General features: G+C 39.0%; 13 protein-coding genes. 8 read left to right on the forward strand and 5 right to left on the reverse strand.

What is annotated here, in order from left to right:
• Positions 1-486: 486 nt before the first annotated feature.
• Positions 487-807, reverse strand: a complete 321-nt coding sequence (locus tag HGR01_RS06955; RefSeq protein ID WP_096622234.1) for a TMEM14 family protein — start codon at positions 805-807, stop codon at positions 487-489.
• A gap of 87 nt (positions 808-894) precedes the next feature.
• On the opposite strand from HGR01_RS06955, the gene HGR01_RS06960 reads away from it, so the two are divergent.
• The 3 genes from HGR01_RS06960 to HGR01_RS06970 all read left to right on the forward strand — a co-directional run bounded on the left by HGR01_RS06960 (position 895) and on the right by HGR01_RS06970 (position 5,201).
• Positions 895-2,250, forward strand: coding sequence for an ATP-binding protein (locus tag HGR01_RS06960; RefSeq protein ID WP_045869170.1), 1,356 nt, complete (start codon positions 895-897; stop codon positions 2,248-2,250).
• A gap of 102 nt (positions 2,251-2,352) precedes the next feature.
• Complete coding sequence (locus tag HGR01_RS06965; protein WP_228045483.1) at positions 2,353-3,675, forward strand: tellurite resistance TerB C-terminal domain-containing protein; 1,323 nt, start codon at positions 2,353-2,355, stop codon at positions 3,673-3,675.
• A 197-nt stretch (positions 3,676-3,872) separates the two neighbouring features.
• Positions 3,873-5,201: an ATP-binding protein gene (locus tag HGR01_RS06970; protein WP_045869169.1), complete on the forward strand. Its 1,329-nt coding sequence runs from the start codon at positions 3,873-3,875 to the stop codon at positions 5,199-5,201.
• A gap of 450 nt (positions 5,202-5,651) precedes the next feature.
• Here HGR01_RS06970 and HGR01_RS06975 read toward each other — a convergent pair whose 3' ends face one another.
• On the reverse strand, positions 5,652-5,786 hold the full coding sequence (locus tag HGR01_RS06975) for a hypothetical protein (RefSeq protein ID WP_255325173.1): 135 nt from the start codon (positions 5,784-5,786) through the stop codon (positions 5,652-5,654).
• 361 nt (positions 5,787-6,147) lie between these two features.
• On the opposite strand from HGR01_RS06975, the gene HGR01_RS06980 reads away from it, so the two are divergent.
• Positions 6,148-9,354 carry a glycoside hydrolase family 15 protein gene (locus HGR01_RS06980; protein ID WP_045869168.1) on the forward strand — a complete coding sequence of 1,069 codons (3,207 nt, stop codon included), beginning with the start codon at positions 6,148-6,150 and terminating at the stop codon, positions 9,352-9,354.
• A gap of 90 nt (positions 9,355-9,444) precedes the next feature.
• Here HGR01_RS06980 and HGR01_RS06985 read toward each other — a convergent pair whose 3' ends face one another.
• Entirely contained in the window at positions 9,445-9,759 is a 315-nt protein-coding gene (locus HGR01_RS06985; RefSeq protein ID WP_045869167.1) for a YkvA family protein, read from the reverse strand.
• 450 nt (positions 9,760-10,209) lie between these two features.
• Between HGR01_RS06985 and HGR01_RS06990 the strand changes: the two genes are divergently transcribed.
• From HGR01_RS06990 to HGR01_RS07000, 3 genes are all read left to right on the forward strand, one after another.
• The gene (locus HGR01_RS06990; protein WP_045869166.1) at positions 10,210-10,983 is read left to right on the forward strand and encodes a MotA/TolQ/ExbB proton channel family protein; all 774 of its coding nucleotides are present in this window, start codon (positions 10,210-10,212) and stop codon (positions 10,981-10,983) included.
• A 100-nt stretch (positions 10,984-11,083) separates the two neighbouring features.
• Entirely contained in the window at positions 11,084-11,758 is a 675-nt protein-coding gene (locus HGR01_RS06995; protein WP_045869165.1) for an ExbD/TolR family protein, read from the forward strand.
• Between the two features lie 716 nt (positions 11,759-12,474).
• Positions 12,475-12,840 (forward strand): phage holin family protein, encoded by a 366-nt coding sequence (locus HGR01_RS07000; RefSeq protein WP_045869164.1) that lies wholly within the window; start codon positions 12,475-12,477, stop codon positions 12,838-12,840.
• 228 nt (positions 12,841-13,068) lie between these two features.
• Here HGR01_RS07000 and psb29 read toward each other — a convergent pair whose 3' ends face one another.
• Positions 13,069-13,776: a photosystem II biogenesis protein Psp29 gene (psb29, locus tag HGR01_RS07005; RefSeq protein ID WP_045869163.1), complete on the reverse strand. Its 708-nt coding sequence runs from the start codon at positions 13,774-13,776 to the stop codon at positions 13,069-13,071.
• 296 nt (positions 13,777-14,072) lie between these two features.
• Here psb29 and HGR01_RS07010 point away from each other — a divergent pair, with 296 nt between their 5' ends.
• Positions 14,073-14,669 (forward strand): chromophore lyase CpcT/CpeT, encoded by a 597-nt coding sequence (locus HGR01_RS07010; RefSeq protein WP_045869162.1) that lies wholly within the window; start codon positions 14,073-14,075, stop codon positions 14,667-14,669.
• A 114-nt stretch (positions 14,670-14,783) separates the two neighbouring features.
• Here HGR01_RS07010 and HGR01_RS07015 read toward each other — a convergent pair whose 3' ends face one another.
• The gene (locus HGR01_RS07015) at positions 14,784-15,152 is read right to left on the reverse strand and encodes an STAS domain-containing protein (RefSeq protein ID WP_045869161.1); all 369 of its coding nucleotides are present in this window, start codon (positions 15,150-15,152) and stop codon (positions 14,784-14,786) included.
• Between the last annotated feature and the right edge of the window lie 321 nt (positions 15,153-15,473).

The raw sequence follows: 15,473 nt of genomic DNA on the forward strand, positions 1-15,473 counted from the left end.
AAAAATATTTTTTTTAGGAAAATTTTAATATTTAATGCCCAAATTCACTGTAAATTGTCACTTTGATGACTGAATTTTTAATCATTCCTAGACATCCAGCGCAAATTTTCCTGTACCGCAGGGTTTGGTATGCATATACCACGAGGTCAAACTTAGATATTACAACCTTTCTAACAACTAACTGAGAATAAATGATGTTGTAGACAATTGATTGAGGGGTATGACCCATCATTAATGATTTGCTCAAATTCCAGTGTGTTTCAACAACCTTAAACTATTAACCCGTAGTTTATCTGTGTACGAATAACAAAACCCAAATCGCACCTGCAATAATGCAGCGTTAAACTTCTCTAGCTAAGAATAGAACAAATATACTATATAATTACCTAGGGCATAGGGCATAGGGCATAGGGCATTGAGTAATGGGTAATGGGGATATCTCCTTGTCCCCTAGTCCCCAGTCCCCAGTCCCTAGTCCCCAATCCCTTACTTCACACCCACCATTTGATTTACCATCAGTATCAATGCCAACACACCCAAAATAATCATTAAGCCTGAAGGCATAAACTTGCGGGTTTTCGCTAGCCGCAAGCTAAAGAAAACCACTAATGCAGCAGTAATAAAAGCTGCTACAAATAAACCCCAGATTTGGCCTTGTAATTGCAAAAAGGCTGCAAGAATGAGTAATAAACCGCTAACACTACCACTTAGCAGGGAAATTTTACTACTTGCTTGAACATAGCCAATGATGCCGCCAATCAAAGCCAAAATACCATAGACAAATGCGGCAACTATACCTAATTCCATTGTTAAAACCTGTGTAGATTTTGATTTTGCGGCCGCGGTCGCCAGACAATTTACCATAGCTGTTGAAGCTCATCACCCAATTGATTGATGGATAGTCAAGCGATGTTGTCTACCGGAAGCACTTCATCCTCTGCCAAAATTCAGTTCCTCCAGCGCCAAGCAGCCTCACTATTACTTTACCAATCTGTTCTGCAAAGCGAAGTGGGGATTGCTTTTCTGGATTTGTTGCAAGCGATACGATACACTGATGCCGATGGGCGAGGTTGCCTACAAGCCTACGGCAATTACTTTCACGCCTTGGCTGCGAGAAATCAAAATTGGGAAGATTACCTCATTACTCAAATTCTGATTGCGGAAAATCCCTTTACCAAGCTGGCCCAACAGCAAGAATTTGAAGATATGCCCGTTGCATTAGTCGCCGCAGCGCAACATGATTTACACGTGTTGCAGAATTTATATGAGTGCGGTAGCGCGGCTTTGAGTGAGTGTGTACAAACTGTAGCCCATCTACCAGTTTCACCTGTCGTTTGGTACAAAGAGCAAGATAAGACTGAATTAGAAACTAAGGCAATTACTTCTCTTTACCATTTGGATAATTGGGCTGATGCTGTAGAGGATTTAGCAGCTTATTATCGCCAATTTGGTACAGGTTTATTTGCAGAATATCGGGCTTTGCGCTGGCAAGGTGGTAATTTTGTGGGTATTAAGCATCCTGACCCTGTGAGACTGGGTATACTTGCAGGTTATGAGTCACAACGGGACGCTTTGTTAAAAAATACAGAGTTTTTATTAGCAGGGGAAACTGCACTGCATGTATTACTTTATGGTAGTCGCGGTTCGGGAAAATCTTCTTTAGTCAAAGCTTTGTTAAACGAGTATAGCGATCGCAATCTCCGTTTAGTAGAAGTTACAAAATCGGAATTGCGAGACTTACCGCTCATCATAGAACAATTGCGGGGTGTACCACAGAAATTTATTATTTTTGTCGATGACCTTTCCTTTGAAGAAGATGACGATGCTTTTAAAGCCCTCAAGGTAGTGTTAGAAGGAAATTTAACCGCGCGTCCTGAGAATGTAGTTGTCTACGCCACATCCAATCGCCGCCACTTGATTCGCGAGTTTTACACAGACAGGCCTGCGCCCAAAGATCACGAAGAAATCCATGTTTGGGATACCATGCAAGAGAAGCTTTCCTTTAGCGATCGCTTTGGTTTAACCTTGACCTTTGAGGGGGCAGATCAGAAAACATATTTGAAAATTGTCCGGCATTTAGCAGCACAAGCAGAAATTAATATTAGTCAAGAAGACTTAGAGTATCAAGCATTACAGTGGGCTACTCGCCATAACGGTCGTTCTGGACGCACAGCCAGGCAATTTATTGATTTCTTAAAAGCTGACTTAGCAGTTTTTAGTGTAAAAAATCATACAGCAGACCTTGAATAGGGCAATTGGTAAGTTGTTAGTTGCAATCTTTGAATATTTTCAGAATCATGTTATGTGCCAATCTTCACAACCGCAGACTTCCCAGAGACAAAGTGAGGGGTCATGTCTTTAAAAAGTAATGATGTTGACAAGGTGACTAGGCCAAAAATCAATAATAATATGCACTCAGCAATATTAAGCAATCGACTATTTCTAGGAATAGTAGCCTTTAGTGTCAGTTTTGGTCTTAGTCTTGTCCCTAACTGGGATTATTCTAAAGCCTTTGTCACAGGTATCATTACTGTAATTGCTACCTATGCAGCCGCATTATCTGTAGATAGGCGGCGCAAAAATCATGAAATGCTCATTTTAAGTTCTCTGCGAAAGCGCATCAAAGAACTAGAAGAATTAAAATCTCGAATTGCTAGAGAAGTTCACCAAATTGAAGAACACCGCAATTCCTTATATACAGAATCAAAAAACTTACAAAATAAAGTAGCTGAATCTCGCAATCAACGGGATAGCATTCAACGCGAACTCAGCACTTTTGCGGGACAAAAAAAACAGTTCGAGCATGAAATTACTGTTATTAGTACAGAAATTCATAACTTAGAGCAAAATAAAACAGAACTGAACAATTCGGTTTCTATGCTCAATGCAGAAAAACGTCGTCTGGAATTAAACTGTAACGTCTCCCGTTCCGAAATTAATCAGTTACAGCATCAAATTAGCGAACTTCTGCAAGAAAAAGAAGAAATAGAAAATAATTTAACTCTCTTAGGTAGACTGAAACCACAAATCGAAGAAAAACTCTACGAACTGCGAATTGAACTGCAAAGTTTAGAAGTTGAGTTTAACCAGAAAAATCAATTATTGCTAAATACCAGCAATAATCCAGAAAATGTAGAATCTAACTTAAATGACGTACAAACTAAAATAGGAGAACACCAAGTAGAACTCCAGAAATTACAAGCGCAAATCTTTTTATTACAAGAAGAACGCGACTTATTGCAAAGTCAAGTTTGGGAATTACTTCAGCAACTGGAAACACTTAATCCTGAACCTTTAGCAGATAGAAGACATGAAGAAAATGTAGAATTATTTCCGTTTGCAGAATTAATTGAACCCCTAGAAACAATAGATATCAAACCTGATACATCTGAGGCTTTATCTGAAGAATGGTATCATTTTTTTGAGCATCTACAGAATCATGAAATTGATGTCATCAAAGCCCTATTATCAGCAGAAAATCCTCAAACAACCATTAAACAGATTGCCGAAGTAAATATTACCATGCCAAATCTATTAATAGATGCAATCAATGGTAAAGCCAGTGATAATTTAGGTGAATTAATCATTAATACAAATGTAGAACCACCAGAAATTTATCCAGAATATATCAGCAATATGAAAAAAATGCTGGCTAACTATCAAGAAGATATATAATAACTCAAAATAATATGTCAAATTATTGATTTAACTGGCAGTTTCACAGATGACATCGCATTTCTACAAGTAGATTGTCTGCACCAAATTTATTAAAATATTCATACCATTGTAAAATTATAATAAGGTATGGTATATACCTGACTTAACTTGCTGGCTATAAGCCTATGCTTTCAAAATCAGGTGAGATCAACTACATGGCAAAGCTCAAACTCTCGAAAAAAATATCCACTGCTTTAATTAATTCCCTAAGTGCGGGAGTAGTACCTCGATTAGGAGTTGAACATATAGCAGTAGGTCGGGAACAAGAACTCAAAAGCCTATTACAGAATCTCGATGATATTGCAGAAGGGGTATCGGCATTTCGGTTTATAATTGGCAACTACGGTTCGGGGAAAAGCTTCATTCTCCAATTGCTTCGCAGCCGTGCTATGGAACAAGGTTTTGTAGTAGCGGATGCTGATTTATCCTCAGAACGCCGCCTAGCCGGAAGTAATAATGAAGGTCTAGCAACCTATCGCGAATTAATGAGTCGTCTCGCTACAAAAACTCGTCCCGATGGTGGTGCTTTAGTCTCAATTTTGGAAGGATGGATTAATAAAATTCAACAAGAAGTAGCTAAAGAAACTAGCTTACGTCCCAATGATGAAGGCTTTGATGACAAAGTTGAGGAAAAAATTCGGGAAGTTGTTCAGTATATTGAAGACTTAGTCCACGGTTTTGATTTTGGTAGCGTCATTATTGCTTATTGGCGTGGTTATCGACTGGATGATGATAACTTAAAAAATGCTGCTATGCGCTGGCTAAGAGGAGAATTCACCACCAAAATTGAAGCGAAAGCTGCTTTAGGCGTGCGTGTCATTATTGATGATGATAGTTGGTATGACTATATTAAACTCATAGCTAAATTTGTCGCAGAAATTGGTTATAAAGGGCTATTAGTTCTTGTCGATGAATCAGTACACTTATATCAAATATCTACTACAGTAACGCGAGAGAAAAATTACAATCGACTCCTCGCAATGTTTAACGACACCATGCAGTGTAAAGCCGAACATCTCGGTATTTTTATTGGTGGAACTACAAAATTTTTAGAAGACCAAAATCGGGGATTATTTGCAGACCAAGCTTGGCGCAGACGCACAAAAGAAAGCCGCTTTGTGACTCAAGCTGGGGTACAAGAATATTCAGGGCCAGTAATTAGGCTGAATCCGTTAAGTAAAGAAGAGATACTCACGCTATTGCAACGCATAATTGAGATTCATGCTCAGAATTTTGGCTATGAAAAGACTTTGAGTAATCGCGAATTAAATGAATTTGTGAAAGAAATTGTTAATCGTTTAGGCGCAGAAGCTTTGCTGACACCAGGAGAGATTGTCAGAGATTTTATTAGTGTATTGAATATTCTGCATCACAACCCCAAAATGCTATTTTCACAATTGATTCATGATGCTAAATTTAAACCTACTGTTGCCGGAAAAGATGCAACTTTAGATGAAGATAATGCAGCAGAATTTAGTTTGTAATTTTCAATTTGTAGGATGTGTTACGCCGTAGGCTAACGCACCCTCTTTTATTTGATGTATAAATGGATTACATGTAGCTTGGTTTCGTATTGCTGTTGGGTTTGCTTACGTCAACCCAACCTACAGTTTTTGGAAAGAAAAACATTGGCAAATCTGGTTATTTACGTTCACTAGCAAGTTACCTTATAGAATCACTAATATAACAAAATATCCGATAATTTACATAGAGAGAATTTATCAATATCTTTTTTCTTAATTAGCAACTCTAGAACTAATTTACAGCAGTCTTACATAAATTCGTAGCATTTTTCAACCCAGAGTTTCTTTGAATGTAATTAGTTACGAATTTGTGTAATTATGTCATCCAATAAGTTAGTTATCAATTAAATTCGTGCGAAATGTCGAATAAATTCTCTCTTGTACTAAAATCCCGCCTATAGATATCCAAACTCATCCTTGAGAACGTTTAAGCGAACCATCAGCATATAGTTCTAGTGGTACTAGCTGCAGTTTTCCATTAACTTTTACTTGGGAGTAAACTACTTTTACTAGGGGAGCATTATTTTGGTTATAACGTACAGACATAATTCCTTACCCTCTTGATAAACTTATTAACTTCTGAGGTTATCTTACCCATAATCTACTCAATTTATGCCTGAGTAGTGTTGCTTCTTCTGTATGATTATTTATCCTACTTTAGAATTAATAAAACAGGTTAAAGATAGGTATAAGTATGTCTTGACACAGATAAAGATTTAAAAAATATTTTCAGTCCTATCTCCGGGAAATTTCTGTCAGCAGATGGTTAACAACAGATGATAATAATTAACTTATACCGCTCTCATCTGTAATATCATTGCTAATACCAGAACTCGATCTGGCTTGGCTCACATCTTTAACTTCACAGTCACAGGGTTGATTTCCGCAAGTTGCGCCTACTAATACCATGAACACTACGTCAGAATTGTATGCTCGCCTAGAGAATTACTATCAGCAAATCAAAACAATTATTCTTAGCCGTCAGAATCCCATTACTGGTTTGCTACCTGCGAGTACAGCTATAACAGCCCACGGCGATTATACTGATGCCTGGGTAAGAGACAATGTTTATAGCATTTTGGCAGTGTGGGGTTTAGCACTTGCGTATCGTAAGATTGATGAAGACAAAGGCTACACCTATGAACTAGAACATAGTGCAATCAAGCTGATGCGTGGATTGCTGTTTGCAATGATGCGACAAGTTCATAAAGTGGAACGGTTTAAACATACTCAGTCCCCCTTAGATGGCTTACATGCTAAATACAACACTGCTACTGGTGATATTGTGGTAGGCGATGATGAATGGGGACATTTACAAATAGATGCCACATCAATATTTTTGTTGATGTTGGCACAAATGACCGCTTCCGGCTTGCATATAATTTATACCATTGATGAAGTTAATTTTGTCCAAAATTTGGTTTATTACATTGGACGAGCCTATCGCACACCAGATTACGGCATTTGGGAACGTGGTAACAAGATTAATCGGGGTAATGCGGAGTTAAACGCTAGTTCTGTAGGGATGGCTAAAGCGGCGTTAGAAGCCATCAACGGACTAGATTTATTTGGTGTCCGTGGGAGTCAAGCTTCAGTAATTCATGTTCTCCCCGATGAAATTGCGCGCGCGCGGGTGACATTAGAATCGCTATTACCGAGAGAATCTGGCTCCAAAGAAATTGATGCGGCGCTGTTGAGTATTATTAGCTTTCCCGCCTTTGCAGTAGAAGACGAGAAACTACGCGATCGCACCCTTAACGATATCATTAGAAAACTTCAGGGGAAATACGGCTGTAAGCGCTTTTTGCGGGATGGACATCAAACCGTTTTAGAAGATACCCAACGCCTACATTATGAACCGTGGGAACTAAAGCAATTTGAGCATATAGAGTGTGAATGGCCTTTATTTTTCACTTATTTATTTTTAGATGGCTTATTTAGGAACGATAAAGCACAAGTTGAATATTACCAGGAGCGTTTAGAATCCTTACTCGTAGAACGCGATGGCTTGCAGTTATTACCAGAACTATATTATGTTGCCGAGGAGAATATAGAAGCTGAAAAAGCAGCACCCCAAAGTCAACCCCGGTTACCGAATGAAAATGTTCCCCTAGTATGGGCCCAAAGTTTATATCTCCTGGGACAAATGTTAAATGATGGGCTAATTGCCATTGGTGATATTGACCCTTTGGGTAGACATTTAACTAGCGGCAAAAATCGAGAATCTCTCGTACAAATTGCCTTAATTGCAGAAGATGAAGACTTACAAACAAAACTCGAAATTTATGGAATTGAAACCCAAACCCCCAAACAATTAGAACCCATTCAAGTAAGAAATGCTGGGGATATTTCAACTATTTATACCCAAATTGGGCGCAACGATAAACTAGGATTAACAGGGCGGCCAGTGCGGCGCTTACGTAGTTTAACGACATCACGCATTTTTCGGATTCATGGTCAGACAATTGTATTTTTACCATCTTTCTTAGATGCCCAACAGTTTTATTTAACTCTTGATTACCATTTTTTGCTAGATCAAATTAGGAGTGAACTCGCTTACATTCAAAAATACTGGAGTGATTTAGGTCGTCCTACCCTGACTTTGATGTTAACCCATACCATGTTAGAAATTGGTTCGGATGCCTTATTAGAATTAATGCAAGAACTGAAAAATGGTGTATGTAATGGTGTCAGGGTAAAACTAGGGCGATTAAATCAGTTAATGTTAACAGCAGCAATTCAAAGAATTGATTTTCTGCGAGATGATGAATTTTCCCTACCAGCCGTCAAAAATGCGGGGTTACATTGCTATTATTTGGCATATCATCCCGGGAAAAATTGGCAACTAGGACATACCCAGGAATTCCAAATGGAATGTGAAACTAACTTGGGATTCTTGTTGTCGGCTTTACGTGCTTCGGAAAATATTTACGAACAAATTGAGTTATTGCAGACTTTAACTCGCTTGCAAGGGCTAGATTTTGATACTGGGTTTGGTGGGCCTAAGGCTGTGGTCACAGTAGACAATTTACTGGATGAAGTATATACCAAAGCTGGCGACTTAGGATTGTGGGCGATTGTCCGCCGGGTTGCGGGTTTGCGACAAATGGTTGATATTGGTTTGTCCGATGCTGTCACCAGTATTTTAGTACGAGGTAAGCAAATTTCTGTAGGTAGAGCTTACAGCGAAGATTCACTCATCACTGTACCCAAGTCTCACCATGAAATAGCCGAGAAGATTAAAAACTTTTGTCGTGAAGATATCCGCGATCGCGTTTTGACGCAAGAGATAATTATCTATCTGGGTGTGCTAATTAGAACCGAACCCGAACTATTTCGCGGATTGCTGACATTGAAAGTAGGCTACCTCATCCTGTTAATTACCAGCAACCTAGCTAGAGAATTAAAAGTCACTCAAGATGAAGCCTATGAATACCTAATGCAGTTATCACCGTTTGAAGTCAAGACACGATTGCAAAATGTCTTAGCTGAATATGCGGGGATGAGTAAGCTGTTACGTCAGCAAGAATCACTCCACGTCAAACAAAAAGAAAGTGATATCGATTGGGTATTACCATTCACCAATGATCCGGATATTGAAGTCCCAGCAGGCGGATGGCGGCGATTCCGTCAAGCTGAAGGCGCAACCGGACGTGTACCCAAAGACTTTTTCCAGCAAGTTTGGCTATTAATGAAACATTGCAAAGGTATCGTAATTGGCGATAAACTAGAACGCCGCAATCGCTTGGATAGTGAAATAATGCTGTCAGAGATGACAGCAGGCGAAAAAAACTTTGCTTTATTAGTCGAGCATCTGCTGAATAAAATTGAGGCTCCAGAATACCGCCAAGTAAATATTGAAGCATTAGTTGAGCTAGGAGCGATCGCAGCCAATAACCCTAACCTGCAAATAGAAGAATATATGGTCTTGGATGTATTAATTGGTCATGCCGTCAGATTAGCATGGTTAGATGCCCATCCCGAAAGAGGCGATCGCTATGATGAGGATAAGGCTAATGCTTGGCGATCGTTTTACAATACCTCTCCTAGAGATTGCGCTAACTATATTTTGAAAGCCTTCCGCTTCTTGACGGAGTTTGTCAAAGAGATATAAACCCCCAGGGAAATACAACTTCTACATCACAAAAAATATCCCCCTACTGAGAAAGCAGGGGGTGCGTCAAATTTTATATTTTTTAAAAAACTACTTGACAGATACAGCATCAACATCGACAGTATTTCCGGTGGCGCTAGAATCCTCGGGTGTAGTACTTGTATTGGTTTCTACATAACCCTTACGAGCTTTCCAGCCTTCTATCACGAGTCCAGATACCTCAGTCACTAGCAGGGTCAGCAGTAAAACATCATCAATTTCTCCCACAATAGGAATAAAATCTGGGGCGATATCAATGGGGCTGACAATATAAACTAGTGTTCCTAAAATTACCCACCAACGGTATTTGGGATTGCGAAGCGAATTCCGATACCAAGAGTAAACTGATTCAAGTGAAAATTTCATGTTTTGAACCTCCAGTTACCTTTAATTTTGGCAAATTGTGCTTAAAATTCCCGGTGGGAATAACCGTCCAATTTTGTCTGGGTGATGCTACTAAGGGACTTCCAGCTAAAAAAATATACAATCACTCCCTTGAGCATGGGAAGCTGAGGAGCAGGGGAGGAAGAATTCTACAATGATTTGCTCTGACTCATTGCATAATTTATTTTCTGGAAGTCCTAAAACAATTCAAAATACCAAATACCTGTGAAAAGGCTTAGGTCTACAAAATTCAAAATTGTTAACTCTAGAGATGATCGGCATTCTAGCTGCTGAGGTTATGTACAGTGAAAATGCAACATAAATATTGTGATTATGTAATCCGGCATAAGAGTATGGTAGTGGTGCATTAATCTCTAGAATTAAATTGCTTTGGCATAGTTGCTCTAGATATGCAGAGAGGAGACTTAAACCGTGGATATTTTAGATTTGTTTCAAAAAGGCGGCCCAGCGATGTGGCCCTTGCTGGCGCTGTCAATTTTAGCTTTGAGTGTAATTTTTGAGCGTTTGTGGTTCTGGCTGCGAATTCTCACTCAAGAAAAAGAAATAGTTGACCGCGTTTTAGATGCTGCTGCTGAGAATTGGGAAGTAGCAGCAGATATTGCTAGACAAGCTACAAATCAACCTATCGGTCGGTTTCTCTATGCTCCGTTGAGGCTCACGAAAAACGATGCAGAAACCTTTCGCTTGGCTTTGGAAGCAACCGCAGAAGACGAGTTAGCTGGAATGCGGCGAGGCGAAAAGCTTTTAGAAGCTGTTATTGCACTTGCGCCACTTTTGGGATTGTTGGGTACAGTTTTAGGTTTGATTCAATCTCTACGTTCAATTCGGATTGGTGATTTAGGAACCGAATCTGCTGCTGGGGTAACCACTGGTATTGGTGAATCCCTAATTAGTACAGCAAGTGGATTAATAGTTGCTATTGTGAGTTTGGTTTTCTACCGCCTATTTCAAAGTTTTGTAGTTAACCAAGTCAAGGTTTTTCGCAAAGCCGGTAATGATATGGAATTGCTTTACCGTCAGTCACCACCAGACTTGAGTAATACTGCAGCAATAATTTTGCGAGAATCTGCACGGGAAAATTTCACGCCACCCCGTAAACGTGGTAGAAACAAGTTTTCTAATTCTCCGGAAGTTACAGAACCAACTGATTCATTAGATTCTGAGAATAATCAAAGTAATTCGTAGTTGATAATTCGTAATTCGTAGTTACCATCTTAGTAGGTTTTCCTTTAATTACGAATTACGAATTTGTAATTCGACCCATCAAAATAGTTACAGAGAAACAATGAAAATAAATTTACATACTCCAGTTGAAGAAGTTCAAATTCAACTTATTCCCTTGATAGATGTCGTTTTTTGTATTCTGACATTTTTTTTGTTGGCGGCTTTGCAATTCACGCGCCAAGAAGCAATTAATGCCATTAATCTAGATTTACCTAAAGCTAACACTGGTACATCACCGACTGCGGCGTTACAGGGCAATAGCAATATCTTACCTGTAACTGTTGACGCTGTTGGTCAAACATATGTGGAAAAACAAATGGTCAGACGAGACCAATTAGCAGCAATTTTAAAGAATTATGTTCAACAAAACCCTAATGGCGTTTTAGTACTGAATGCATCACGGACAGCAACATACAACGATGTCATCGAAACCTTAGACTTACTTCGCCAAGTAGGAGGCGATCGCGTCTCTTTGGGAATTATACCAAACCAATCTCAAACACCTACTAATTCTACTCTTCCTGGCATTCCAGCTTTTCCCACTAACCCTGGTGCTAATCCTGTACCAAATACTGCACCAGTCCCAGACATCAATCCTCAAGGTAATGTTAATCCTAACTTACCCACAGCACCTACTTCGCCTCAAACTGGTCAAAATCTTCAGATTGCGCCCAATGCCACAACACCCAACAGAAATGTAGCACCAGGAACAAGCACTTCTACTCCTGCAAGATGATCTGCAAATGGTGCGTTAATTAAGTAACGCACCTTACTGATTATTTAGATAATTTATTTTTTGTATTACTTAAACTGTCACGTATTTAATTTTATACTAATATTTTTACTATTTTTATAACTAAGCAATTACTAGCCTTTTAAATTACAAATTCACTAATGAAACTCTAGGATTAATAACGGTTAACTGTCAACCGTCAACCGTCAACATCCAAAATTTAATGATGCAACTTGCATGATATACAGCTTAAAACTAAAAATATTCCAAATAAACTTTTCCGAAATAAAAAAACTCTGCTAATTTAGAAATAGTAAGCTGATTTTCAAAAATTGTTTCCCATTAGACTGAGTATTTATTCGTCTGTTTGTAGTCTTGGTGGGGGTAAATAAGTTCGTAATCAGTTCTTGAACCTTGAAATTTTTAGCACAAGGCTAACTCATTACGAACTCATCGAGATGAATGACACAGCCTATTAAGTTAAAACAGGTTTATCTTGCATATTTACTCATTAAGATAGCTCTTTCTTGAATAGAAAGTGGCTAGTTCATGACGCTGGCTTTCCAAGTTGATTAGACTAGCATTACCAAGCCAAGATAGACCTAAATTAATGCAAGAATGTGCAACTTAAATGGGTAATAGCTTAGTATTTTTAGCTCGAGACTCAGCACTTTTTCATTTCAATTCCTATCGCCATTAGCATTTTCAGGGTTGTGGAAATGAGTGAAATTTGGAAAATTGTAGTTGTTTGGATAGTAACATCTATCAGTTTGTTGATTATTAGTAAGCTACCTTTGGGAGTAGAAATTGATACTCCCGATAAAGCATTACTTTCAGCAGCAGTTCTCGGCATTGTAACAGCATTAGTAAGACCAATTCTCGGACTCGCTTTTGTATTACCCAGTCTGCTGACATTAGATATGTTATCCGGCTTGTTTACATTTATGGTCGCCGTTGTTTGTTTTAGTATTGCTGCTTGGTTAGTGGAAGGTTTTCGCTTACGCTTCGGTATTTGGAGTGCCATATTAGGAGCGTTTGCACTCACTATCATCAACAATTTAATTTACCGATTATTGGGTGTATAGCGATTAATCTGAAGTGAAAAATACTCGCTGAACAAAAGTCCCTAGTTCGCAGTCGATAGCATTCGAGTTATTTACTATTAACCAATAGTTACTTGATGGTACAAGCCCCTAGATTTATCTGTGGAATCAATCGAAAATCCAAAATCGTTTGACTCGAATCTAAAACATACAAACCCCGTAACCTGATGGTCGGGGTCAATCCAAAATCGAAAATAGTTTTACTATATACTATTCGTTGGTACTAGGAGGAGCAACAGTAGTAGTTGATTGTTGCTTGCGCTGTTCGCGTTTTTTGCGATCGGCTAAGAGCATATCCGCCATTACTACTAGCGCTTGTGCTATTTTATCGAGATTAGATCGGTAAAGATCCAAATCCTTAGTGAATTTATCATCAGACAGATGCAAGCCACTAGCAATCTTTTTCAGAGCTTCGTTGCGCTGCTTTTCGTCTTTGACTAATTCAGGATCGGAAATTTCCAATAACGAAAATAAACCAATTGCAAATAAGCGGTTGTATTTAAATTTAGGATTATTGGCGATCGCTTGCAATTGCGCTTGCAAGTCAGCATCTCTATCTAAAGTAGTACTTTGACTCAGCCACGCAATTAAATCATTTACTGGCAAGCTTTCAGCTATACCTTGCAATCTTTCAGCATCTTGCCTGTAGCGTTGCTCGTCTTGCTCTACAGCCTGACATAAGGCACTAAAAATCGATTCCTTATCCCGTTCTGGTTGGTAGCCTTGCATAAACCGGTCAAAGGTTGTGACAACGCCCAAGCCATAAATCGGATTGTAGCTAAAATCGACATTTACTGACAGCAGATGCATTTCCACCATCAACTCTTCCACTACCCGACGATAAATCGTGTTGATTGGACGGGTGTGAACAGAGTAGAATGTTCGCTTTGTATCAGAGACAGTACGGACGTTATTCACAAAGAAAATGTTAAGGGCGACGTGTTTTTATTCTCTCGCTTAAAGTCCACTTTGCCAAGTTCGGGTTTCCACTAGCGAGTCAGTGGTTTACAATATTTTTACATTATTAACTATAGTTTACATTTTCATCCTCATCTTAGCTCTGGCATCAAGCCATCGAGTATTGCGGTGCAAAATTTTTCCAACTGAGTAAGACAAAGAAATAACAAGTAAAAATGAGCATTAGTATTGATACAGAGATTTATATCTTAATATCAGCTTAAAACTACTATATTTGACTTTTTATAACTAAATTTATGAGCTTTTCTCCCGAGTTAATCGCTTTAGGTGAGTACCTAGCTGGCGAATTTGATAATAAAGAACAAGCCATTGCCGATCCTGTTTGGTATGTCCACCTCCGAATGTGGCAAAGACCAGTCAATTTATTTACAGAAGACAGTATTACTTTGTTTGCGGAACAAGCTAGTATTGTGAATCTTGATAATCCTTATCGGCAAAGGATTCTACGCTTACAACCAGGACATAGCTCTGATGCACCTGTAAAAGTACAATATTATATGTTTAAAGACCCTAGCCTTTTCATCGGTGCAGGTCGCAATCCAGCTTTACTCAACACATTAACAGCCAGCCAATTAGATTTATTACCAGGCTGCGTCCTCTCAGTTACTCAGCAAATAATAGCCCCTAACTGTTATAAGTTTGCTGCAACCCCACTGCCCAATACTAATTGCAGCTTTACCTATCTAGGTAACACCCTCCATGTTTCTTTAGGTTTTGAAGCCTCTGCAACAGAATTTTACAGTTACGATAAAGGAATTGACCCAGCAACTGGAAAAGCTACTTGGGGCGCAGTCTTAGGCCCTTATCGCTACACTAAGCGAGAGCAGTACTGAGTGGTGACTACTAAAGGAATAAGTAACATCAAAGGTAAGATAATTTACCTTTGTTACTTTCGGTTGGGGAAATTTCTCCAACTCAGTACTTATGACTCATAACTCAGCACTGTTTTAACTAGCGATGCTCCGAGGTACACCTTCTAAAGCTTCTTCTTCTGTTTCAAAGATTTCAAAGACAGTATCCATCATCGTTACTTCAAAGACGAGTTTGGCTTCTGTGTGTACGTTACAGATGCGGAAACTGCCTTTAAGTTTATCAGCATCACGCATACCAGCGACTAAAGAAGTTAGTCCAGAACTATCAATAAAGTTGACCTGACTAAGATTCACAACTACATGGCGACTGAGTTTGGAAATACATTCCTGTAACTTCAGGCGAAATTGCCAGGCGGTGGTGATATCCAAGCGCCCTGTCGGTGCCAAGACAATAACGGTGTTACCATCCTGGGTTATATAGGTTTTCTGCTCTATCTGAATCACTTAGCCTCCCTGTGGCAGTCCTTTGAGAGTTAACTACGTATTTAAAGCTGTTATTGGCGAGTCAAAAGACTTACTTGTTTGGGACGTTTGTTCCATTACTGGGATGATGCCAGCAAAATTAGTAAATTAATTGACTCACCATTAACAGAAAAATTTAATCCTGTACTTGAGATTAACAAGCAACAGCTAAAAATGTCACCTATTTTTACTAGGTGGTTATCTTTAGTAGTTTAACTCACTAAAATGGTGCTGAGTGTCCAGATACACGTCTTGAATTTCCAAAGGCGGAAAATAGCAGAATCACAGATGCAAAGCCCTAAA

The sequence above is a fragment of the Tolypothrix sp. PCC 7712 genome, from assembly GCF_025860405.1.
Lineage (GTDB): Bacteria > Cyanobacteriota > Cyanobacteriia > Cyanobacteriales > Nostocaceae > Aulosira > Aulosira diplosiphon.